General features: G+C 53.0%; 21 protein-coding genes. 20 read left to right on the forward strand and 1 reads right to left on the reverse strand.

The genetic code is table 11. The features are described 5' to 3' along the window. Positions 1 to 3: 3 nt before the first annotated feature. The 8 genes from pabC (at position 4) to CR46_RS0109990 (ending at position 7,715) form a co-directional block, all read left to right on the forward strand. The gene (pabC, locus tag CR46_RS0109955) at positions 4 to 810 is read left to right on the forward strand and encodes an aminodeoxychorismate lyase (RefSeq protein WP_030072427.1); all 807 of its coding nucleotides are present in this window, start codon (positions 4 to 6) and stop codon (positions 808 to 810) included. 30 nt (positions 811 to 840) lie between these two features. Then, a complete protein-coding gene (gene mltG / locus CR46_RS0109960; RefSeq protein WP_030072429.1) occupies positions 841 to 1,848 on the forward strand; it encodes an endolytic transglycosylase MltG in 1,008 nt (335 codons plus the stop codon). Positions 1,849 to 1,911: 63 nt separating this feature from the next. Then, a complete protein-coding gene (tmk, locus tag CR46_RS0109965) occupies positions 1,912 to 2,565 on the forward strand; it encodes a dTMP kinase (RefSeq protein WP_030072431.1) in 654 nt (217 codons plus the stop codon). Then, the gene (locus tag CR46_RS0109970; RefSeq protein WP_030072433.1) at positions 2,556 to 3,539 is read left to right on the forward strand and encodes a DNA polymerase III subunit delta'; all 984 of its coding nucleotides are present in this window, start codon (positions 2,556 to 2,558) and stop codon (positions 3,537 to 3,539) included. Before tmk ends, CR46_RS0109970 begins: the two co-directional genes overlap by 10 nt. A gap of 67 nt (positions 3,540 to 3,606) precedes the next feature. Next, positions 3,607 to 3,942: a PilZ domain-containing protein gene (locus CR46_RS0109975; protein ID WP_030072435.1), complete on the forward strand. Its 336-nt coding sequence runs from the start codon at positions 3,607 to 3,609 to the stop codon at positions 3,940 to 3,942. Between the two features lie 135 nt (positions 3,943 to 4,077). Next, the gene (locus CR46_RS0109980; protein ID WP_030072437.1) at positions 4,078 to 4,911 is read left to right on the forward strand and encodes a TatD family hydrolase; all 834 of its coding nucleotides are present in this window, start codon (positions 4,078 to 4,080) and stop codon (positions 4,909 to 4,911) included. Positions 4,912 to 4,944: 33 nt separating this feature from the next. After that, a complete protein-coding gene (locus CR46_RS0109985) occupies positions 4,945 to 5,511 on the forward strand; it encodes a DUF1285 domain-containing protein (protein ID WP_030072439.1) in 567 nt (188 codons plus the stop codon). Continuing rightward, positions 5,508 to 7,715 carry an ATP-dependent helicase gene (locus CR46_RS0109990; protein ID WP_030072440.1) on the forward strand — a complete coding sequence of 736 codons (2,208 nt, stop codon included), beginning with the start codon at positions 5,508 to 5,510 and terminating at the stop codon, positions 7,713 to 7,715. Before CR46_RS0109985 ends, CR46_RS0109990 begins: the two co-directional genes overlap by 4 nt. Before the next feature lie 34 nt (positions 7,716 to 7,749). Here the strand turns inward: CR46_RS0109990 and CR46_RS0109995 are convergent, their stop codons facing one another. Further along, positions 7,750 to 9,414: an electron transfer flavoprotein-ubiquinone oxidoreductase gene (locus tag CR46_RS0109995; protein WP_030072441.1), complete on the reverse strand. Its 1,665-nt coding sequence runs from the start codon at positions 9,412 to 9,414 to the stop codon at positions 7,750 to 7,752. Between the two features lie 413 nt (positions 9,415 to 9,827). Here CR46_RS0109995 and CR46_RS0110000 point away from each other — a divergent pair, with 413 nt between their 5' ends. The 12 genes from CR46_RS0110000 (at position 9,828) to CR46_RS0110055 (ending at position 20,682) form a co-directional block, all read left to right on the forward strand. Then, a complete protein-coding gene (locus CR46_RS0110000; RefSeq protein ID WP_030072442.1) occupies positions 9,828 to 10,577 on the forward strand; it encodes an electron transfer flavoprotein subunit beta/FixA family protein in 750 nt (249 codons plus the stop codon). A 14-nt stretch (positions 10,578 to 10,591) separates the two neighbouring features. After that, positions 10,592 to 11,518 (forward strand): electron transfer flavoprotein subunit alpha/FixB family protein, encoded by a 927-nt coding sequence (locus CR46_RS0110005; RefSeq protein WP_030072443.1) that lies wholly within the window; start codon positions 10,592 to 10,594, stop codon positions 11,516 to 11,518. 232 nt (positions 11,519 to 11,750) lie between these two features. Continuing rightward, a complete protein-coding gene (locus tag CR46_RS0110010; RefSeq protein WP_030072444.1) occupies positions 11,751 to 12,362 on the forward strand; it encodes a superoxide dismutase in 612 nt (203 codons plus the stop codon). Positions 12,363 to 12,673: 311 nt separating this feature from the next. Continuing rightward, positions 12,674 to 12,895, forward strand: coding sequence for a glutaredoxin-like protein NrdH (nrdH, locus tag CR46_RS0110015; RefSeq protein WP_030072446.1), 222 nt, complete (start codon positions 12,674 to 12,676; stop codon positions 12,893 to 12,895). 9 nt (positions 12,896 to 12,904) lie between these two features. Beyond that, on the forward strand, positions 12,905 to 13,354 hold the full coding sequence (gene nrdI, locus CR46_RS0110020) for a class Ib ribonucleoside-diphosphate reductase assembly flavoprotein NrdI (RefSeq protein ID WP_051690158.1): 450 nt from the start codon (positions 12,905 to 12,907) through the stop codon (positions 13,352 to 13,354). 104 nt (positions 13,355 to 13,458) lie between these two features. After that, complete coding sequence (gene nrdE, locus CR46_RS0110025) at positions 13,459 to 15,564, forward strand: class 1b ribonucleoside-diphosphate reductase subunit alpha (RefSeq protein ID WP_232222380.1); 2,106 nt, start codon at positions 13,459 to 13,461, stop codon at positions 15,562 to 15,564. 42 nt (positions 15,565 to 15,606) lie between these two features. After that, positions 15,607 to 16,578 (forward strand): class 1b ribonucleoside-diphosphate reductase subunit beta, encoded by a 972-nt coding sequence (nrdF, locus tag CR46_RS0110030; RefSeq protein WP_030072458.1) that lies wholly within the window; start codon positions 15,607 to 15,609, stop codon positions 16,576 to 16,578. A 246-nt stretch (positions 16,579 to 16,824) separates the two neighbouring features. Then, positions 16,825 to 17,607 carry a DUF3450 domain-containing protein gene (locus CR46_RS0110035; RefSeq protein WP_030072460.1) on the forward strand — a complete coding sequence of 261 codons (783 nt, stop codon included), beginning with the start codon at positions 16,825 to 16,827 and terminating at the stop codon, positions 17,605 to 17,607. Beyond that, positions 17,604 to 18,974, forward strand: coding sequence for a MotA/TolQ/ExbB proton channel family protein (locus tag CR46_RS0110040; protein WP_030072462.1), 1,371 nt, complete (start codon positions 17,604 to 17,606; stop codon positions 18,972 to 18,974). The genes CR46_RS0110035 and CR46_RS0110040 overlap by 4 nt, the downstream gene beginning before the upstream one ends. Before the next feature lies 1 nt (position 18,975). Further along, a complete protein-coding gene (locus CR46_RS0110045; RefSeq protein WP_030072464.1) occupies positions 18,976 to 19,518 on the forward strand; it encodes a MotA/TolQ/ExbB proton channel family protein in 543 nt (180 codons plus the stop codon). Beyond that, on the forward strand, positions 19,511 to 19,918 hold the full coding sequence (locus tag CR46_RS0110050) for an ExbD/TolR family protein (RefSeq protein ID WP_030072466.1): 408 nt from the start codon (positions 19,511 to 19,513) through the stop codon (positions 19,916 to 19,918). Before CR46_RS0110045 ends, CR46_RS0110050 begins: the two co-directional genes overlap by 8 nt. Continuing rightward, positions 19,915 to 20,682: a TonB family protein gene (locus CR46_RS0110055; protein WP_030072468.1), complete on the forward strand. Its 768-nt coding sequence runs from the start codon at positions 19,915 to 19,917 to the stop codon at positions 20,680 to 20,682. Before CR46_RS0110050 ends, CR46_RS0110055 begins: the two co-directional genes overlap by 4 nt. Positions 20,683 to 20,694: the final 12 nt, after the last annotated feature.

Here is a 20,694-nt window from a genome sequence, read left to right on the forward strand (position 1 = left end):
GCAATGCCAATGCCCCAGGTGCCGTTTGACGACCGAGGGCTTGCATATGGTGACGGAGTATTTGAGACGGTGCTGCTGCGCGCTGGTGTTCCTGTGTTATGGGATTATCATTACGCGCGCTTACTGTTGGGCTGTCAGCGTTTGAATATTCCGTTGCCCTCTAGGGAACAGTTGGTCGCCACTTGGCAATCTCCGCCTAACGCCGAACTTGAAATACTCAAACTAATCCTGACCCGCGGGAGTGGTGGTAGAGGGTATGCGACGCCAGACAACTCTCAACCACGCTTGCTTAGCCGTAGAACACCTTTTGTGGTAAATGCTGACCGTTGGCATGAGGGGGTTAATATACGGATTTGCCAGTTGCGTTTGGGGCACCAGCCGTTACTAGCTGGCATTAAGCACCTAAACCGCTTGGAAAATGTGCTAGCGCGTCAGGAGTGGAATGACCCAGCCATCGCCGAAGGTTTGCTTGGAGATGCTGATGGGTGGCTAGTGGAAGCCACCAGTATGAATGTCTTTTGGCAGCAAGCGGGAGCGCTTTTCACTCCTCCATTATCGCAATGTGGCGTGGCGGGCACCCTGCGAGCCGCTTTATTGGATCATGGCGTGGTACAGGAAGCTGCTATTGCGCTGACCGCTATCCATCAAGTTGATCGTCTATGGGTAGCTAACTCGGTACAAGGTGTGTGGCCAGTGAATAAGCTGTTAAGTGAAACAGGCGTGGTTTTGCAGTCCTGGAATCCTGCAGGTCACGATAGGCTGCAAGTAGTAGGCCATAAATTACTTGGCTATTCGCCGACCTCCCGTTAGGCAGAATTTTATCAACATTATTGAGGTGTCATGGTGAAACGGTTTTTAGCTGCCATCGGTGTCGTGGTCGTGGGTGGGTTCGCAGCAGTTGTGGGCGGCTATGCTTACTGGCAGCACCGCTTATCAGCACCGATCTCTCTTGAAGAACCCGCGCTTTATCAGGTTCCTGCAGGTGCTGGGTTCAATCAGGTCGTTCGAGAGCTGGAAAGCCAGGGCTTTATTGAAGATGCCTGGGCGTTTCAATTATTAGCGCGTGTCGAGCCTGAGCGGGTACCACGCTTACGGGTGGGTGAGTATCAGCTAACCCCAGGGATGAGCGGTCTTGAGCTGATTGCCCTCTTGGGGAGCAATAACGTTGTCACTTATCCATTGACGATTCCCGAAGGATGGACCTTCCGCCAAATGCGCGAGCTGCTAGACAATGCGCCAAAACTTGAGAATCGAACGGCAGAGTTAGGTGACGACGAAATTATGTCGTTGCTAGGACGTGAAGATACTTTTCCTGAAGGCTGGTTTTTCCCCGACACGTATCGCTATCACCTGGGTATGAGTGATGTTGATATTTTGCGTCAGGCACTGTCTCGCATGGAGCGGATTCTAGAAGAAGTCTGGGCCGCTCGTAATGATGATTTGACGATTGATACGCCTTACGAAGCGCTCATTATGGCATCGCTCATTGAGCGTGAAACGGGAGCGCCGGAAGAGCGCCGGGAGATTGCAGGTGTTTTTAAACGTCGCATGGAACAGGGAATGCGTTTGCAAACAGATCCCACTGTCATTTATGGCATGGGCGAACGCTATGAAGGGCGAATCACCCGTGCGGATTTACGTGAGGCGACACCCTATAACACCTATGTGATTGATGGCATGCCGCCAACGCCGATTGCCTTACCTGGGCGGGCCTCCCTTGAAGCGGCTGTGAATCCGCTACCCGGAGAAACGCTTTACTTCGTCTCGCGCGGCGACGGTACCCACCATTTTTCACGTACATTACGTGAACACAATAATGCGGTTAATCGCTATATTCGCAATCGCTAATTAGCTTAAGTCATGGTTTAGGTGTGATGTGTTTTTTTCGAATTTACTCAGTAAGGGGCTTCAATGAGCAAGCGCGGACGCTTCATCACCCTTGAGGGTGGTGAGGGAGTCGGAAAATCTACTAACGTAGCGTTTGTAGAGACATGGCTACAAGAACGCGGGATAGAGGTTGTGCGAACCCGTGAGCCCGGAGGGACGCCGCGCGCTGAAGCGATTCGAGGATTGCTGCTTGATCCCTCTTTCGATGAACCCTTGCACAGTGATGCCGAGTTGCTATTAATGTTTGCCGCGCGCGCCCAGCATCTAGCGCAAAAAATAGTGCCGGCGCTTGAACGCGGTGCCTGGGTGATTTGTGATCGTTTTACCGATGCGACCTTTGCCTACCAAGGTGGCGGCCGCGGAATTGAGACAGTTCGGATTGCTCAGCTGGAGCAGTTCGTGCAAAAGGGCCTCTCCCCGGATCTAACCCTGTTGTTAGACATGTCACCTGAGGCTGCGAAAGAGCGTCTTGAAGGGCGTTTAAGAGACCAGCAAACTCAGCGTGACCGCTTTGAGCAAGAGCAAATAGCCTTTTTCGAAGCTGTGCGACGGGCTTACCTCGAGCGTGCTGCCGCTGCCCCCCAGCGCTTTGCAATTATTGATGCGGGGCGAGCGCTTGATCACGTACAGGCGTCGCTAGCTCAAGCGCTAGAAGAGCGAGTGGCGTTATGGCAATAACGGGCGTGTTGCCCTGGCACCAGTCCACGTGGCAGCAGTTGATTCGTCTCATCAATGAAGGGCGATTGCCGCACGCACTGTTAATCAGCGGCGCACATGGAGTTGGCAAACAGCAGTTGGCGGAAGCGTTGATTGCTCGAACGTTATGCGCACAGCCTGGCGAGCTAGCCTGTGGTCATTGTCATAGCTGTGCCATGTTGGCTTCAGGCTACCACCCCAACTTGATGCGCATTTCTCCAGAAGAGGGTAAGCGCCAGATTCGGATTGACCCCATACGTGAAGTAAACCGCTTTGTTTCGCAAACCGCGCAGCAAGGGGGCTACCGTGTGATTGTTATTTCTCCCGCAGAAGCAATGAACATTGCAGCGGCAAACGCATTGCTCAAAAGTCTTGAAGAACCTGGTGACAAAACGCTGTTTATTTTGCTGTCAGACGTCCCTTCGCGCACGCTACCTACGATTCGCTCCCGCTGCCAACAGTGGCCGTTAGCCAGTGTTCCCTTTAATGATTGCCGAGGCTGGTTGACTGAGCAACTTGGTAGCGACGAAGCACATTTTTGGTGGCGAGTGTCGGGTGGTTTGCCGCTGCTTGCTGTGGAATTGGCAACGCCGGAAGAGCGCGCTCTTCGCCATCAAATTCATGATAGTTTCGAGCAGTTAGTGCGTGGCGCTGAGCCTGTTTCAGAAGCTGCCAGGCTAGACCGCCAGGCTATTGATGCCATCTTGTGGTACGGTATTGCTTGGCTTGAAGACTTGATTAGATTGGGCTTATCCGGGGAAACCTCAGTACTACATAACCCTGATTTAGAGTCGTTATACCGTCAAGCGATGAAAAATGGGCGGGTTCAGGATTGGTTCCGATTGCTGGATTATGCACGAGAACAGCGCCGCCTATTCGCCGTGGGCGCTAACCCAAACCCTCAGCTAGTGCTAGAAGCGTGGCTGGTACGCTGGTCAGCGTTACTGCGTTCTTAAGGTTTTTGTACATAGGGTTGTTGTACATAGGGTTGTTGCCAATAGAGTTGTTGCCAACGAGGCTGTTATGACGGTTCAAAAAGCACTTTCTTTGACAATACCAGATATACCGACGTTGCTTTCCGCGTATATGCCTTTTCTGGATAGAGGTGGCATTTTTGTACCGACCAAAGCGCCCTATAGTCTTGGCCAACAGGTCTACTTGTTGCTGACGCTGCCAGGGGAGAGTGAGCGCCTCTCGATTACTGGTCATGTTGTTTGGGTATCTCCCGAAGGCGTGAGTGGACGGCGAATGCCAGGGATCGGATTGCATTTTAGTCAGCAGGATTACTCAGTCCGTGATCGTATTGAAACATTGCTGGCCGGTCAGTTAGATAAAGCACCTCCCTCTTTTACGCTTTGATAGAACTGAGTTAACAAAACCAAGTTAACAAAACCAAGTTAGCAAGCATTAAGTTAGCAAGTACCGAGCTAGTACCGCAGTTACAGTGTACAAGACCTGCCCCTTTACCCATTTACAAGAATTTAAGAGAGCTGCATGTTTGTCGATTCCCACTGCCATTTAGACCGTTTATCAGAACAAACCCACGGTGGCGATATTGCCGCAACGCTGGCGGCTGCTCGTGCTGCCAATGTGAACCAGTTCTTGGCTATTGCGGTGACGCTTGAAGAGATGCCAGGGTTGGCGGCAATTGCCCGTGAGCACCACGACGTGGTGATTTCTGCTGGATTGCATCCGCTTCATCAAGCTCCAAAAGAGCCTAGCGTAAGTGACATTGTTGAGGCGGCTGAGCAGTACGGTGCAGTCGCCATCGGTGAAACAGGTCTAGATTATCACTACCAGGACAGTGTACCTGTGGCGGTCCAGCACGAGCGATTTAAGCGTCACTTAATGGCGGCTACTGAGCTTGAACTGCCGGTAATTATTCATACCCGTGAGGCGAAAGAGGACACATTAGCACTGCTGCGCGAGCACACTAATCCCGACGTAGGCGGCGTATTACACTGCTTTACCGAAGATTTAGACATGGCTCGTGAAGCCGTGCGCCTTGGGTTCTATATTTCGTTATCGGGTATTATTACCTTCCGTAATGCTGCCTCGCTTAGAGAGTTGGCAAGCAAACTGCCGCTTGATCGACTGCTGATTGAAACCGATAGCCCTTATTTGGCGCCTGTTCCCCATCGTGGAAAACCCAACGAACCTGCCTGGGTGGTTGAGGTAGCAGAGTGTATCGCTAAGGAGCGGGGTATCAGCGTTGATGAAGTGGCGATGCAAACCACCGCCAACTTTTATCACCTATTCCGCGCGGCGGTGCCCGATGCTCCTGATCACGTAAAGGAAGCGCTGGCACAGTCTGGTTTAGTGGTATAAGTGCTACTGAGCGCACAACCTGGGAGGTAAGCGATGAATATTGATCGGCTTATGCAGCAATTTGACGGCTCTGCGACGATTCCCCCCGTTGAGCAGTGGCAGCCAGCCCTGAGTGGCGATATTGATATCGTTATCCAGGCTGATGGCACATGGCTGCATGAAGGAAAGCCGTTTGTGCGCCTAGCCATACCACGGTTGCTAGCAAGTTTATTACGACGCGATACTGATGGGTATTGTTTGGTAACGCCGGTTGAGCGCTGGCGTGTCACCGTGGTTGATTGCCCATTCGTAGCGGTAGAAGCAGACTTTCACGACGATGCCTGGTGGCTGACAACCCAATTCGATGACGTTGTTCGTGTGGATGAAGAGCATCCACTCCGTCTCTCCAAAACGCCAGAGGGTGACCTTGCACCTGAGTGCGCTGTGCGTTTTGGGCTAGCTGCGCGTTTGCACCGCAATGTCTATTACCGGTTAGTAGAGCAGGCCACGCTGAGCGAAGCAGACGATGGCGAATGCCAATGCCGTCTCTACAGCGCAGGATCTTGGTATGTCTTAGGTCAGTTTAATGCCAATGGTGTAATGCCAGGCGAGGAGACGTGAAGTTAACCGCTGAACAGCAAGCCGTTGTCCATCATCAAGAGGGGCATGCCCGCGTAGCTGCTGTCGCGGGGGCAGGTAAAACTACGACGATGGCCGCGAGAGTGCTTCACTTGCTGGCGTCTGGTGTCGCTCCGAAACGGATGTTGGTGCTGATGTTCAACCGCTCAGCTAGGGACGATTTTCAGCGCCGCTTGGTGAGTATGGCGCCCAAAGGCCAGCCGTTGCCCGATGTGCGCACCTTTCACTCCCTTGGCCACCGATTGACCCAGAGCCTGTGTCGATGGGGCGCGCTTGCGCCAAGACGTTTACTATCTGCTGACTGGCAGTTAGAGCGCCTTTTACGCCAAGCCAGCCTGAATGTCCTTCACGATGCCGTTGAGCGTCGCGATGCCGCATTGGAAGGTGATCGGCTGGAAGCGCTTGCGCATTTCTGCGGGTTGGTAAAAGCAGAAATGCTGTCTGCCGATACGCTCTACAAACGGTTGAATTACGAGCCGGATACGGACTACTTTCCCAGAGCGTTTGATGAGGCCGAGCGGCTGTTGCACGCTGAAGGCGTCATGACCTACGCCGATTTGCTCTATCGTCCTTTGCAGGTGCTTGAAGCCGACCAAGCATTACGTAGTCGTGTAGAAGGTTTTCTTGATCATGTGATTATTGACGAATATCAGGATATTAATACCGCACAGCAGCGCTTACTGGGGGTGCTAGCGGGCACCAGTGCCAATGTGATGGCGGTTGGCGATGCTAATCAGTGCATCTACGAATGGCGGGGCGCACGCCCTGACACCATGTTGGAAAACTTTACGGCGATGTTTGGCAGCGCTACAGACTATCCGCTTTCCATTACGTTTCGCCATGGCCACGCGCTGGCGCTAACCGCTAATCATGCCATCATGGCTAACCAGCGTCGGCCGGATCAGCTCTGTTTAGCGGATTCCAATAATCCTGAAACCCATATCTCTGTTGGCCAAGGCAGCCGTCTGCTACTTGATGCTTTAGTTGATTGGCAAGCTAAGGGGCGCGCACTGAGCGATGCCAGCTTGCTGGTTCGCAGTTGGGCGCTTTCGGTGCCTTTTCAGCTGGCGCTGTTACAGGCGGGTATTCCGTTTCGTCTTCAGCGAGAAGATCGTTTTGTTTTCCGGCTCCCACTAGTGCAGGCATTAGCAGGCTATTTGAAACTGTCTCGCCGCCCAGAGCTATTGCGCGATCCCGAGCAACTGATGCTGCTTCTATCGCAGCCAACCCCATTTGTCGCCCGCGAGGGGCTTCAGCGGTTGGCGTATCAATTAGCCAGCACCCAGCGTTGGCCTGAGCGCCACGAGCCGGTACTCACCACTTTAAAGCCACTGCAGCGGCGGACACTTAAAAAACGCTGGGCACTGCTATGCGAGCTACCCAAGCTGAGCGCTTGGCCACCTGCAAAATTACTGAGCCATGTGGTGGAGACGATTGACGCGGAAAAAACCCTAAAACGTGCAGCCGCAAGGCGTGACAAAGGTGAAGAAGACGTTCGTCTATTGGATGTGCTGATTGAGCAGGCCGATAGCGTAAAAGACCCTGATGCGTTTATCGAACTGCTCGAGCGTCCAGTAGAAAACCAAGCTGGCGGTGTGCTGATTAGCACGGTTCACGGAGCCAAAGGTCTAGAATGGCCGCTTGTCGCCGTTGCTGGCGTGAATGAAGAGGACTTTCCGCATTACAGTCGTGACAACCCGATTAACGACGAGCGGCTAGAAGAAGAACGGCGGTTGTTTTACGTGGCGATCACTCGTGCCCAAGAGCAGTTGCTGGTATTGCATGATGGCGGGGCTCATCGGCCTAGCCGCTTTATTGCCGAAAGCGCCTGGCAGGACAGTTTGCGTATGGCCTCATGTCTGGCGCGTCAAGAACCCCCAGCAACAGCTGTACAGGTCACATCACCAAGTTTAATGAAGCGCTATCTTGAACGGTTAGGGCGCACAGATATTGAACTTGAAGCGCCGCGGGTCAATGAGGCAGCGGCAACTTATCAGGCTGATGCACACTTTTACCCTGGCCAGCGCTTGTTACATGCTGTGTTTGGAGAAGGGGAGGTGGCTTCAGTGGAAGGTAACCCCTCCGATCCGGTCATCGATGTGAGGTTTGCACAGGCCGGGCGGCGCAGGTTGATTGCTCGGCGCGCACCCATTGAACGCTTAGAGCCACCAGCGCAGCCAGCGTAACTGGCCGCGCAGTATGGCTATTTAGCGGTACTGCTTACATATTGGGATAGTTAGGACCGCCGCCGCCTTCTGGCGCCACCCAGGTAATGTTTTGTGCTGGGTCTTTAATATCGCAGGTTTTACAGTGTACGCAGTTCTGGAAGTTGATCTGGAAGCGCGGCTTGCCTTGGTCATCCTCAACCACTTCATAAACGCCTGCAGGGCAGTAGCGCTGAGCTGGTTCTGCATAGACTGGCAGATTGTCACGAATCGGTAGCTCTGGGTCTGCTAAGCGCAGGTGGCAAGGCTGGTCCTCTTCATGGTTGGTGTTAGACAAGAAGACAGAGGTCGACTTATCAAACGACAGCTTGCCATCGGGCTTCGGATAATTGATTTTTTCGAACTCGGCCGCAGGTTTTAGCGCGCCGTGATCGGTGGTGGTGTCGTGAACATTGGGTAGCTTATTACCCAGTAGTTGATTGGCGAAGTTATAAGCACCACCACCCACCGTGCCATATTTGTGAATCGCAGGGCCAAAGCTTGCGCTCTCTTTCAGCTCTTCATATGCCCAACTGTTTTCCCACTTCTCAGTGAAGCTGGCAAGCTCCTGAGCGCCTTCATCACCACTCTTAATGGCCTCAAAGACGCTCTCAGCTGCTACCATGCCGGACTTCATCGCGGTATGCAGGCCCTTGATTTTGGCAAAGTTCAGCGTGCCCGCATCGCAGCCAATCAGCAGGCCACCAGGGAAGGTCATTTTCGGTAGGCAGTTAAAGCCACCTTTAACAATTGCGCGTGCACCATAAGCAACCCGTTTGCCGCCTTCTAAATACTGGCTAAGCACCGGGTGATGCTTCATGCGCTGGAATTCATCAAAAGGTGACAGCCAGGGATTCTTATAACCAAGATCCATAATGAGGCCAACGACGATCTGCTGATTCTCCGCGTGATAAAGGAACCAACCGCCGTGAGTGTCTTTTTCAAGCGGCCAGCCCGAGCCGTGCAGTACAAGCCCTGGTTCATGCTTGTTAGCGGGCACATCCCATAGCTCTTTTAAGCCAATTCCGTAGTGCTGCGGGTCGCGGCCAGCATCTAGCGAGAACTCTTTGATTAGCCGTTTGCCCAGGTGACCACGGGCGCCTTCGGCAAACAGCGTGTATTTGGCGCGCAGCTCCATGCCTGGCATGTGACCATCTTTGGGGGTGCCGTCTGCGCCAACGCCCATGTCGCCAATCAGGATGCCGCGCACTGCGTCATCTTCAATAATTACTTCCTGGGCTGCAAAGCCAGGGAAGATTTCCACCCCCAGGGCTTCTGCCTGCTCAGCCAGCCAGCGGCACAGGTTGCCCGCACTAATCACATAGCGGGTCAGGTCGCCGCCGGTGTTATGCATGCTTTTGGGCACCAGCGCATTGGGAATTTTCTGCGCTTTTTGGGCATCTTTTAACAGATAAACATCGTCACGAACGGCAGGCGTATTGAGCGGTGCGCCGCGCTCTTCCCAGTCGGGAAACAGCTCAGTCAGTGCGCGGGGCTCAAACACAGCACCGGAAAGAATATGGGCACCGACTTCGGAGCCTTTTTCGACCACACAAACCGTTAGCTCTTGTTCCGCTTGGGTTGCCTGTTGCATCAAGCGACAAGCAGCAGCTAGACCAGAGGGGCCTGCCCCGACAATGACTACATCGAAGTCCATGACGTCGCGTTCAACATTTTCCACCTGGTTTCTCCTTACGCTTATAAGTGCCATCTTTTGCAAAGACTAGTTCATGCTTACCGGGTGGGAACTAGCTTATAAACAGATGGCCTTAATTTAAAACGGTCGTTTGCTTCTGGTTATGCTCCATGATAGGCATAATACCCTTGTCAGGTCACCCCTACGATGGCAAAAGCACCATTTATCCGCGCAATATAGGGGGAAGCTACGACCAAGGCCGTAGTTAAAGGGTGTTGTTGTCAGTCACTAGGTTGTGGCAAATTGATAGGGTTTTTCATTTACAGACCTATCAAACGCTTGCATGAATTTTTGAAGGCGTCGTTTTAGAGTTGCGTCGCCCCCTATTTTAAGCGGCATCAGTTGGTACGATGCAGTGACAAGCTAACGGCTTTCATCACAAGCCAAGCGAGGAATCTATGAAAGTACTCGTCGCGGTTAAACGCGTCATCGACTATAACGTCAAAATCCGCGTGAAAGCGGACAACTCTGACGTTGATCTTACCAACGTCAAAATGGCGATGAACCCCTTCTGCGAAATTGCCGTAGAAGAAGCGGTACGTCTTAAAGAGAAGGGTGTAGCGACCGAAGTTGTGGCCGTGACGGTTGGCCCTAAAGCGGCTCAAGAGCAGCTACGTACTTCTTTAGCGCTGGGTGCAGACCGCGCTATTCATATTGAAACCGACGAGCGGGTTGAGTCGCTTGCGGTAGCCAAACTGCTTGCTAAAGTCGTTGACGAAGAGCAGCCCGGTTTAGTGATTCTCGGTAAGCAGGCGATCGATACCGATAACAACCAAACGGGGCAGATGCTAGCCGCGCTAACTAACCTTCCCCAAGGTACCTTTGCGTCTGAAGTGGCCGTGGATGGTGACAAAGTTAACGTCACCCGGGAAATCGACGGTGGCTTGCAAACCGTGGCGCTTTCCCTGCCGGCAATCGTTACCACCGATCTGCGTTTGAACGAACCGCGCTACGCTAAGTTGCCAGACATTATGAAGGCTAAGAAGAAGCCGCTGGATGTCAAAACCCCCGCTGATTACGGTGTTGAGGTGGCCTCTAAGGTTAGTCTGCTCAAGGTAGAGTCGCCGGCTGAACGCAAAGGCGGTGTCAAAGTTGCCTCGGTAGATGAATTGATCGACAAACTGAAAAACGAAGCCAAAGTGCTTTAATAGGAGCTGATCTCATGAGCATTCTGGTACTTGCCGACCTTCATGAAGGTCAGTTGGCGGGCGCAACCGCCCATGTGGTTGCGGCGGCCAAAGCGATTGGTGGTGATATTGACGTGTTGGTAGCTGGTGAAGGCGTTCAAGCGGCCGCCGAAGCGGCCGCCAAGCTTGAAGGCGTCAGTAAAGTTCGCGTTGCCGATAACGCTGTTTACGCCCATCAGCTGGCTGAGCCCATGGGCGCGCTGCTGGTAGAGCTGGCTGGCGACTACAGCCATGTTTTGGCGAGCGCCTCTACAACGGGTAAAAACGTACTGCCCCGCTTGGCAGCGTTAAAAGATGTTAGCCAGCTTTCCGACGTCATTGGCGTTGAGAGCGCGGATACTTTCCTGCGCCCTATTTATGCGGGCAATGCCATCGCCACGGTAAAAAGCGATGACGCTCTGAAAGTTATGACCGTGCGTACTACCGCATTTGATGCGGTCGAGAGCTCGGGCAGCGCTGCTGTAGAAGCAGTAGAGGTGGTGGTTGAAAACAGTCAGTCGAGCTTTGTTAAGCAAGAGCTGGCGCAGTCCGACCGCCCAGAGCTTGGTGGAGCCAAAGTGGTGGTATCTGGCGGGCGCGGCATGGGCAATGGCGAAAACTTCAAACTGTTGGACGGCATTGCCGACAAGCTGGGTGCTGCCATTGGCGCATCACGAGCGGCCGTTGACGCTGGTTTTGTACCCAACGATATGCAGGTTGGTCAAACCGGTAAGATCGTTGCGCCTGAGCTGTATATTGCGGTGGGTATTTCCGGCGCGATTCAGCATTTGGCAGGCATGAAGGACTCGAAAGTCATTGTTGCCATCAACAAAGACGAAGAAGCGCCGATCTTCCAAGTGGCCGATTACGGCTTGGTAGGTGATCTTTTCGAGATTCTGCCAGAGCTTGAAAGTAAGCTATAAGCCACTGAATCTAAACTAGCTAAAAGCCGACTTCGCCAGAAGTCGGCTTTTTTATTGGCGATGAATTCGATAAACTGCCAATAGTTGACTAAGGTACTGGGGTATATAGCGTACCGATGTATCCTTATTTGCTGCTCACGGTAATAAAAATGGCCGGGGTGGTTGAAAAAGGTGGGGAAAGACCACACTTAACTAAGTGAACGTAACAAAAGCCACTTAAGGAGAAGTTAGCATGGCACATACACTTCCAGAATTACCGTATGCCTACGACGCGCTCGAGCCACACATTGATGCGATGACGATGGAAATTCACCACTCTCGTCACCACAATACATATGTTACTAACCTGAATGCTGCGCTTGAGGGCACGGGTCTTGAAGACGTGCCGGTAGAAGAGCTGGTTGCTAATCTTGACCGTGTACCTGAAGAGAAGCGTCAAGCCGTTATTAATAACGGTGGCGGCCATGCCAACCACTCTATGTTCTGGCAAATGATGTCACCCAACGGTGGTGGTCAGCCCCAGGGCGATGTGGCAAGCGCCATTGATGCAGAGCTAGGCGGCCTTGATGCATTCAAAGAAGCGTTCAAGAAAGCAGCGTTGGGTCGTTTTGGTAGCGGTTGGGCATGGCTCTCCGTGACGCCTGACAACAAATTGGTCGTAGAAAATACCCTGAACCAAGACAGCCCGCTAATGCACGGCAATACGCCGGTGCTGGGTTTGGATGTTTGGGAGCACGCTTACTACCTGAAGTTCCAAAACAAACGCCCTGATTACGTAGAAGCCTTCTTCAACGTCATCAACTGGGAAGATGTTGAGCGTCGTTACCAGGCGGCTACTGCTTAAGCTTGCATCGCTAATAACAGGCGCCAAGTGACTTGGCGCCTTGTGAAAAAACCGCTTCCATTTGGAGGCGGTTTTTTGTTGCTGGAAAGGTTTAGGAGCCGTTGATCAATAAGCCGGTTGTGCAGGTGATTAAGCTGTTGTTGGGTATGATATTGGGTACGAGCTGTCAATAACCTGTGGATGAAAAATACCATATATGCTTGAATTGATTTTCTCATGGTCTATATATAGTATGCGTTGTGTCTTCCAGAGAGAGCGAGCACAAGATGTGCTCTACCCGAAAAACGCCGCTATGAAAAGGAAAAATAGCCATGGATATCCAAATTTATAGCAAGCCCGCTTGTGTTCAGTGCACTGCTACTTATCGTGCGCTGGATAAGCAGGGTCTAGAATATACCGTTATCGATATTACTGCTAAAAGCGGTGCTCAGGAGGAAGTGGAAGCACTGGGTTACCGTCAGTTACCGGTCGTCGTCGTAGGTGAAGATCATTGGTCCGGCTTCCGCCCTGATCGCATTCAAGCACTGGCGTAAAAGACCGCTATGCAAACCGCTAATGTGGAAGCTGAGCGTGCTGGTTCGCTGGTTTATTTTTCCACTAAGTCAGGCAATACCCACCGTTTTATACAAAAGCTTGGCTTAAGCGCCCAGCGGCTGCCGCTAAACCGTGAAGAACCAACGCCACGCGTAGAGCAGCCCTACATATTAGTGACACCTACCTATGGTGGCGGCTATGCCGAAGGGGCAGTGCCGAGGCAGGTGATCCGATTTTTAAACGATGAGCACAATCGGCACCTTCTGAGGGGTGTCATTGCCGCTGGGAATACGAATTTTGGTGAAGCGTACGGGTTGGCGGGGCGAATCATCGCTCAAAAGTGCCAAGTGCCGCTGCTTTATCGATTTGAACTGTTTGGCACTGACGACGATGTCGCCAAGGTCCGCAAAGGAGTAGAAGAGTTTTGGAAACGTCAAGCTCAGTCTCTAACAATGTAGCCTCTCACCCTGAAGTCTCTGAAAACGAGGCGACTAAAAATGTTGCTACAAAAAACTCGACAGAAACAAAGCGGCCTACTGCAGCGGCATCCGAGGCGCGTACCCTGGATTACCATGCGCTGAACGCGATGTTGAATCTATATGGTGCCAACGGTGAATTGCAGCTTGATAAAGACCGCGAAGCCGCCCGTCAATATTTCTTGCAGCACGTTAACCAAAACACGGTGTTTTTCCACTCGTTAGAAGAAAAACTCGATTACTTGGTGGAAGAGCAGTATTACGAGCCAGAAATGCTTGCTCAGTACAGCTTTGCCTTTATTAAAGGGCTGTTTGAGCAGGCGTACGCCTATAAATTTCGTTTCCCGAGTTTCCTCGGCGCGTTCAAGTACTACACCAGCTACACGCTTAAGACGTTCGACGGGCGGCGCTACCTGGAGCGCTTTGAAGACCGCGTTTGCATGGTAGCGTTAGCGCTGGCGCGTGGTGATGAAGCATTGGCCAAGTCACTGGTTGATGAAATTATTAGCGGCCGTTTTCAGCCGGCTACGCCGACCTTCTTAAACTGTGGTAAGCGTCAGCGCGGCGAACTGGTGTCGTGTTTCTTGCTGCGTATCGAAGACAATATGGAGTCAATTGGCCGCTCAATTAATTCGGCGCTCCAGCTCTCTAAACGCGGCGGTGGCGTTGCTTTCTTGCTGACGAATATTCGTGAGTCAGGCGCACCGATTAAGCGTATCGAGAATCAGTCGTCGGGCATTATCCCGATTATGAAGCTGTTGGAAGATGCTTTCTCTTACGCTAACCAGCTGGGCGCGCGCCAGGGTGCCGGTGCGGTCTATCTGAACGCTCACCACCCGGATATTCTGCGCTTTCTCGATACTAAGCGCGAAAATGCCGATGAAAAAATTCGCATTAAAACGCTATCGCTGGGCGTGACGATTCCTGACATCACGTTTGAACTTGCTAAACGCAACGACGACATGTACCTGTTCTCTCCTTACGATGTAGAGCGGGTGTATGGCGTGCCGTTTGGCGATATCAGTGTGACCGAGAAGTACCATGAAATGGTCGCTGATGCGCGTATCCGTAAGCATAAAATCAATGCGCGTGCGTTCTTCCAGACTCTGGCCGAACTGCAGTTCGAATCGGGCTACCCGTACATTATGTTTGAAGATACGGTTAATCGTGCCAACCCGATTGCCGGGCGTATCAATATGAGCAACCTGTGCTCTGAGATTCTTCAGGTGAATACGCCTACCGAATACGACGATGATCTTGGCTATCGTCAGATCGGTCAGGATATCTCCTGCAACCTTGGCTCCATGAACATTGCCAAGGTGATGGACTCAGGCGATATCGGCACCAGCGTTGAGATTGCCATTCGTGGTTTAACCGCGGTTTCTGAGATGAGCAACCTGCGCAGCGTGCCGTCCATCGCTGAAGGTAACGCCAAGTCTCGAGCCATTGGCCTTGGGCAAATGAACCTGCATGGTTTCTTAGCTCGCGAACACATTTATTACGGGTCAGAAGAGGGCTTGGACTTCACCAACCTCTACTTCTATTGCGTTGCGTTCCATGCCATTCGTGCCTCTAACCAGCTAGCCATTGAGCATGGTGAAGCCTTTGCTGGGTTTGAAGACTCCACCTATGCATCGGGCACGTTCTTTGATAAGTACACTGATCAAGCGTGGCTGCCGCGTACCGAGAAAGTACGTCATTTGTTCGAGCGTAGTGGTATCGCGCTGCCTACCCAAGAAGCGTGGCAGGCTCTGAAGGCGTCGGTAATGGCCCACGGGCTATATAACCGTAACCTGCAGGCGGTGCCGCCGACAGGCTCTATTTCGTACATTAACCACTCCACCTCGAGTATTCATCCGGTGGCTGCGAAAATTGAGATTCGCAAAGAAGGCAAGCTCGGGCGTGTTTACTACCCCGCGCCATTCTTGAACGAGGCGAACTTCGATTATTTCCAGGATGCTTACGAAATTGGTCCTGAAAAAATTATTGATACTTATGCAGAGGCATCTAAGCACGTTGATCAGGGGCTTTCGTTGACGCTGTTTTTCCCGGATACCGCCTCCACGCGGGATATCAACAAAGCGCAAATTTACGCGTGGCGTAAGGGTATCAAGACGCTTTACTACATCCGTTTGCGCCAAAGCGCGCTAGAAGGCACGGAAGTAGAGGGCTGCGTCTCCTGCTCGTTGTAATCGTGTATTGCTTCCATAAGATTTGTTTGTGAGAGAACTCTGATGACCATTATGCAACGCTTATCGCGGGTTAATGCGATCAACTGGAACCGCCTTCAGGACGATAAAGACCTAGAAGTGTGGAACCGGCTGACCAGTAACTTCTGGCTGCCGGAAAAAGTGCCACTCTCCAACGATATCCAGTCGTGGAATACGCTGACCCAGCAGGAAAAACAGCTGACGATTCGTGTGTTCACAGGCCTGACGCTGCTCGATACGATCCAGAGCAGCGTGGGTGCGCCAGTATTAATGGATGACGCGCGCACACCCCATGAAGAGGCGGTTTATACCAATATCGCCTTTATGGAGTCGGTGCATGCGCGCTCCTACAGCTCGATCTTCTCGACACTGTGCACTACCCGTGATGTAGATGATGCCTTCCGCTGGAGCGAAGAGAACCCGACGCTGCAGATGAAGTCTGAGCTGATCCTCAAGCGCTACCGTGCTGATGATCCCTTGATGCGAAAGGTAGCCAGCGTTTTCCTTGAGTCATTTTTGTTCTACTCAGGGTTCTACCTGCCCATGTACTGGTCAAGCCATGCCAAGTTGACCAATACCGCCGATCTGATTCGTTTGATCATTCGTGATGAGGCAGTACACGGCTACTATGTAGGCTACAAATTCCAGCAGGCGCTGGCGGAAGCAACGCCCGAGCGCCAGCAAGAAGTGAAAGACTACGCCTACGAACTGCTGCTAGAGCTTTACGACAACGAAGTGCGCTACACCGAATCGCTTTATGATGAAGTGGGCTTGACGGAAGACGTGAAGAAATTCCTTCACTATAACGCCAACAAAGCGCTGATGAACCTGGGCTTCGAGCCGTTGTTCCCGAGCAGCGTTACCGACGTCGATCCAACCATTATGGCGGCACTTTCCCCAAGTGCGGATGAAAATCACGACTTCTTCTCCGGTTCTGGTTCTTCCTACGTCATCGGCAAAGCCGTTGCCACTGAAGACGACGACTGGGCGTTTTAAGTTAATTATTGGCTGCTTAGAAACTTTTTCCCGATATTTTTACTTCAGGGCGCCACTCGGCGCCCTTTTTTATGGTGGTGTAGCGGTCTGGATCGAAACACCATCAAATGCTAATGATAAATATTGTCATTTATTCTATTAGTGTTAGGCTATGCACTGCTTAAACGAAACGCAAATCGTTCTTATACCTAATGAGTTTTAGTACGCGGTTAACGTTAGCGTGCTAATAAGTAACGGAGATATCACGTGCTGAAAAGGCCTTTCTTCGCCTTGCATGGAGGCTGGCTTGCCGGTTTGCTGGTCAGCGGTACGCTAATGGCAAGCGATGAGACAATGGATCAAGCGGCTCAGAGTGTCGAGGCCCAGCAAGCGCAATCCGCACTTCAGCAGCAAATCGATGAGGCTGATGACGCCACGCGTTCAGCAATTGAAGAGCTGCGCCGCCTAGAGCGGGAAACCCGCCAGATGAAAGCGTCTAATGCTGCTTTAAGCGGCCGTTTAGCCAGTGAGGCCGAACGCCAGCTGCGCCTTGGTGAAGCACTCGATACATTAAGCGATACGCGTGCCTCACTGCCTGCGGTTGAGCAGGATATGACGGAACAGCTAATTAGCTGGATCGAATCTGACCTGCCGTTTCTGAAAGACGAGCGTTTGGCGCGTGTTCGGCCTACTGAACAGCAGTCTTTAGAAAGCGCGGCACGTATTGCTAATTTGTTGGAAGTGTGGCGTGCCGAGCTTGCATATGGCCGTGAAGTAGATAGCTGGCGTGGTCGTTTACAATTAGCAGCAGGAAATCCACGTGAAGTGGAATATTTGCGCATTGGCCGAATCGGCTTTTATTACCTAACGCCTGACGGTCGAGAAGGGGGGGTGTGGGATAAAGCCAGCGGTGAGTGGCAGCCGCTTGATGAGCGGGCTCGACGTCAGGTGCGTAACGGTCTGCGTATTGCTGACGATCAGCGCACGCCAGAATTACTGCGTTTACCGCTGTCGATTACTGCTGACGAGCATACAGGGGGCCAACAATGAGTTTGTCGACACTAAAGCGAAGTGCGCACAGAAGCGTTATCTGCTTAGCGCTACTAGCAAGCCTTCTGAGCAGCAGTGTGTTGATGGCGCAAACTGACGGCGTTAGCTCATTACGTGAAGCTCGCGAAGCCGCCGAAGCGCGTGATCAAGCTCGGTTACAAACATTTCTGAAGGATCAGCAAGCATTAGAAGCTGCGCTAGACGAGGCGCGGGCTGAGCATCAAGCAGCAGAACAGCAGCAGGTAGCATTAGCCGCGCAACAGCAGGAACAAGCGCAGCAGGCTCAAGCGTTGACCGCGCGCCAAGAAGAGCAGGGTGAAGCGCTTACCTCGCTGCTGGCGGATCTGGCGCGACACAGCGAAGAGGTGCGCAACGAGCTAGGTGGCGACAGCTGGTTAACACTAACTGTTGATGCATTACCGCCGCGCCTCAACGAGGTCGAGGTGCTGGAGCGCCAGCAGATCGAAACCACTGTGGATAGCTTGGCAACACTTACGCTAAACACTGGGCGTGCTGAGCGTCTTGAATTGCCGGTGGCTGATGCCAGTGGCGAAATTGAAACAAGAAGCGTCGTGCGCTTGGGTGATTTTGCCGCGTTTACTGACACAGCGCTGCTTAGAAAAGGTCAGGACGATAGTAGCTTGGCCGAAGTGCCGCGGACTCCCGCAGACATCAGCGATGTACTGGCGTCCTATCACCAAGGTGAAAGCCGTGTGTTTGCCATTGACCCTACTCAGGGGAGTGTGCTGCAAGCCCTTGCTCAACAGCCAAACCTCTGGGAACGCTTCCAGCAGGGTGGCTATGTCGGTTACGTGGTGGTGGCGCTAGGTGGATTTGGCCTATTGGTGGCATTGGCTCAATACCTCTACCTCGTAGTCGTTAGTGCGCGAGTGCGTCGTCAGCGTAAGGCGCTGGATCAGCCAAATGCCAACAACCCGCTGGGGCGTGTGCTGGCCCGTTTTAAAGAGTTGGATAAACACCAAGCACCGGAGGCCTTAGAGGCACGGCTAGATGAGGCGGTGTTAGCGGAACTGCCACGAATTGAGCGTGGCCAGCCGATTGTAAAGCTGCTGGCTGCCATTGCGCCTTTGCTGGGTCTTCTAGGTACCGTGACCGGTATGATTGTCACCTTTCAGGCGATTACTGTGTTTGGCACTGGTGATCCACAGTTGATGGCGGGGGGGATCAGTCAGGCACTGGTAACAACGGTGCTGGGGCTTGTAACAGCTGTGCCGCTGCTGTTTGCTCAGACAGCCTTGGCGAGCCGCAGCCGTTTGATTACTCAGGTAATCGAAGGCGAAGCAAGCGCCACTTTGGCTGACCATCTCGAAGCGCAGTCGACGGCTAATGCGCAAGCGGTGACCTAATATGCCCACGTTACCTCTTTGGCTTGAGCCCGTTGAGCGGCTGCTTGATGCCGGTGGTGCCGTTTTAGTGGTGCTAGCCTTTGTTGCCGTGCTGGTATTTGGGATGGCTATTGAGCGCTGGTGGTATTACCGCTTTAGCTGGCGGCGTGCTCGTCGCCAACTGATTCGGCGTTGGGCAGCACGCAGTGATCACCGTAGCTGGAGTGCGCGTACGTTACGCGATGTATGGACAGAGGCGTTGGTTGCTAAGCTACGCCGCCCGTTGCCGTGGATCAAATTGCTGGTGGCGCTATGCCCACTGTTAGGCTTGCTGGGTACCGTTACCGGCATGATTACCGTATTCGATAGCCTGTCACTGAGTGATACCCATCAGGCGCGGGCAATGGCCGACGGTGTAGCTCGTGCCACGCTGCCCACGCTAACCGGCATGGCGATTGCAGTGGTGGGATTGTTGTTTATTAGTCGTTTAGAGCACGTAATTCGTCGCGAAGATCAGCGGTTACACGACCGTTTAGCCCGTGCCTTGGAGGAGAATGATGCGTAGACGCCGTTCCATAGACACCACGGCTGATAGCAATGAAGTGAATCTGACGCCAATGCTTGATGTTGTCTTTATCATGCTGATCTTCTTTATTGTAACGACCAGCTTCATTAAAGAGAGTGGTGTGGAGATTGATCGCCCAGAAGCGGCAGCGGCAAGCCCGCGTCCAGACGCACAGGTACTAATTGCCGTGACACCAGAAGGGGCGGTTTGGGTCGATGGTAAGCCAGTTGATGTTCATCGTATTGGTCAGCAGGTTGCCGGTATGTTGAGTGGTGATGGCTCTGTGGTTATTCAGGCGGATCGAGAATCCACCACGGGACTGTTGATTGAAGTGATGGATCGCCTCAAACAGGCAGGTGTTGACCAGATCGCCGTGGCAGCGAGCCGGAGTGCGCCATGATTCGCCATTTCCTCTCGCTACTGGGCGGTATTGGCTTAGCCGTTGGTTTATTTTGGATGTTAGCGCTACTGGTAACACCCCCAGAGCGCTCCCCAGAAACGCCTATCATGGCCATGTCGATGACCATGGTAGAAGCTCCAGAGGTGGCGCCAGAGCAAGAAGCACCGCCGCCTGCGCCTTCTGAAGCGGCCCCAGCGCCGCCGCCAATGCCCATGCCGGCACCAGCGCCAGTGGCTGAAAGTGCGATTGCGTTACCTGAAGTAGAGCTTCCTGACGAGCCAGTGGAACCGGTTGAGTTAGAGAGTGAGCTACCAGAGCTGACCGAAATTACGCCCGAGCCAGCTCCGCAGCCCGCGCCGAAGCCGTCTCCAAGACCAGCGCCGCAACCTGACCCTGCACCACAGCCTGCAGAAACGGCAGCGCCCTCTCCTGCGCCTTCAACAGCACAGAGTCAGGCTGCGCCCTCAGAGCCAGAGCCTGCGCCATCGAATGAGCCCGTAAGTGTCGGGCAGGTCACCCCAACTAGTCGTGTGAATCCTTCTTATCCACCACGTGCCCAGCGGCGTGGCATGGAGGGCTTTGTTGAGGTGGAGTTTGTTATTCGTCGAGATGGCAGCGTCGATAACAGCACGATTCGCGTCACGCGGGCGCAGCCAAGACGAGTGTTTGAAGACGCTGCCCGTGAAGCGATTGCACGCTGGCAGTTTGAGCCTGGTCAGCAGCTTCGTCGTGCTACTCAGCGCATAGAATTTCAGCTGAGATAGCCCGTTAAGTTG

It is taken from the genome of Vreelandella neptunia (assembly GCF_000712975.1).
In the GTDB taxonomy this organism is placed as follows: domain Bacteria; phylum Pseudomonadota; class Gammaproteobacteria; order Pseudomonadales; family Halomonadaceae; genus Vreelandella; species Vreelandella qaidamensis.

Coding starts and splice junctions, on each gene's coding strand:
- nrdI (WP_051690158.1), top strand. CDS start 12,905: ATGCAAACCGCTAATGTGGAAGCTGAGCGTGCTGGTTCGCTGGTTTAT.
- CR46_RS0109970 (WP_030072433.1), top strand. CDS start 2,556: ATGGCAATAACGGGCGTGTTGCCCTGGCACCAGTCCACGTGGCAGCAG.
- CR46_RS0109980 (WP_030072437.1), top strand. CDS start 4,078: ATGTTTGTCGATTCCCACTGCCATTTAGACCGTTTATCAGAACAAACC.
- mltG (WP_030072429.1), top strand. CDS start 841: ATGGTGAAACGGTTTTTAGCTGCCATCGGTGTCGTGGTCGTGGGTGGG.
- nrdH (WP_030072446.1), top strand. CDS start 12,674: ATGGATATCCAAATTTATAGCAAGCCCGCTTGTGTTCAGTGCACTGCT.
- nrdF (WP_030072458.1), top strand. CDS start 15,607: ATGACCATTATGCAACGCTTATCGCGGGTTAATGCGATCAACTGGAAC.
- tmk (WP_030072431.1), top strand. CDS start 1,912: ATGAGCAAGCGCGGACGCTTCATCACCCTTGAGGGTGGTGAGGGAGTC.
- CR46_RS0110005 (WP_030072443.1), top strand. CDS start 10,592: ATGAGCATTCTGGTACTTGCCGACCTTCATGAAGGTCAGTTGGCGGGC.
- CR46_RS0110050 (WP_030072466.1), top strand. CDS start 19,511: ATGCGTAGACGCCGTTCCATAGACACCACGGCTGATAGCAATGAAGTG.
- CR46_RS0110010 (WP_030072444.1), top strand. CDS start 11,751: ATGGCACATACACTTCCAGAATTACCGTATGCCTACGACGCGCTCGAG.
- CR46_RS0110040 (WP_030072462.1), top strand. CDS start 17,604: ATGAGTTTGTCGACACTAAAGCGAAGTGCGCACAGAAGCGTTATCTGC.
- CR46_RS0110055 (WP_030072468.1), top strand. CDS start 19,915: ATGATTCGCCATTTCCTCTCGCTACTGGGCGGTATTGGCTTAGCCGTT.
- CR46_RS0109985 (WP_030072439.1), top strand. CDS start 4,945: ATGAATATTGATCGGCTTATGCAGCAATTTGACGGCTCTGCGACGATT.
- CR46_RS0110045 (WP_030072464.1), top strand. CDS start 18,976: ATGCCCACGTTACCTCTTTGGCTTGAGCCCGTTGAGCGGCTGCTTGAT.
- CR46_RS0110000 (WP_030072442.1), top strand. CDS start 9,828: ATGAAAGTACTCGTCGCGGTTAAACGCGTCATCGACTATAACGTCAAA.
- CR46_RS0109975 (WP_030072435.1), top strand. CDS start 3,607: ATGACGGTTCAAAAAGCACTTTCTTTGACAATACCAGATATACCGACG.
- pabC (WP_030072427.1), top strand. CDS start 4: ATGCCAATGCCCCAGGTGCCGTTTGACGACCGAGGGCTTGCATATGGT.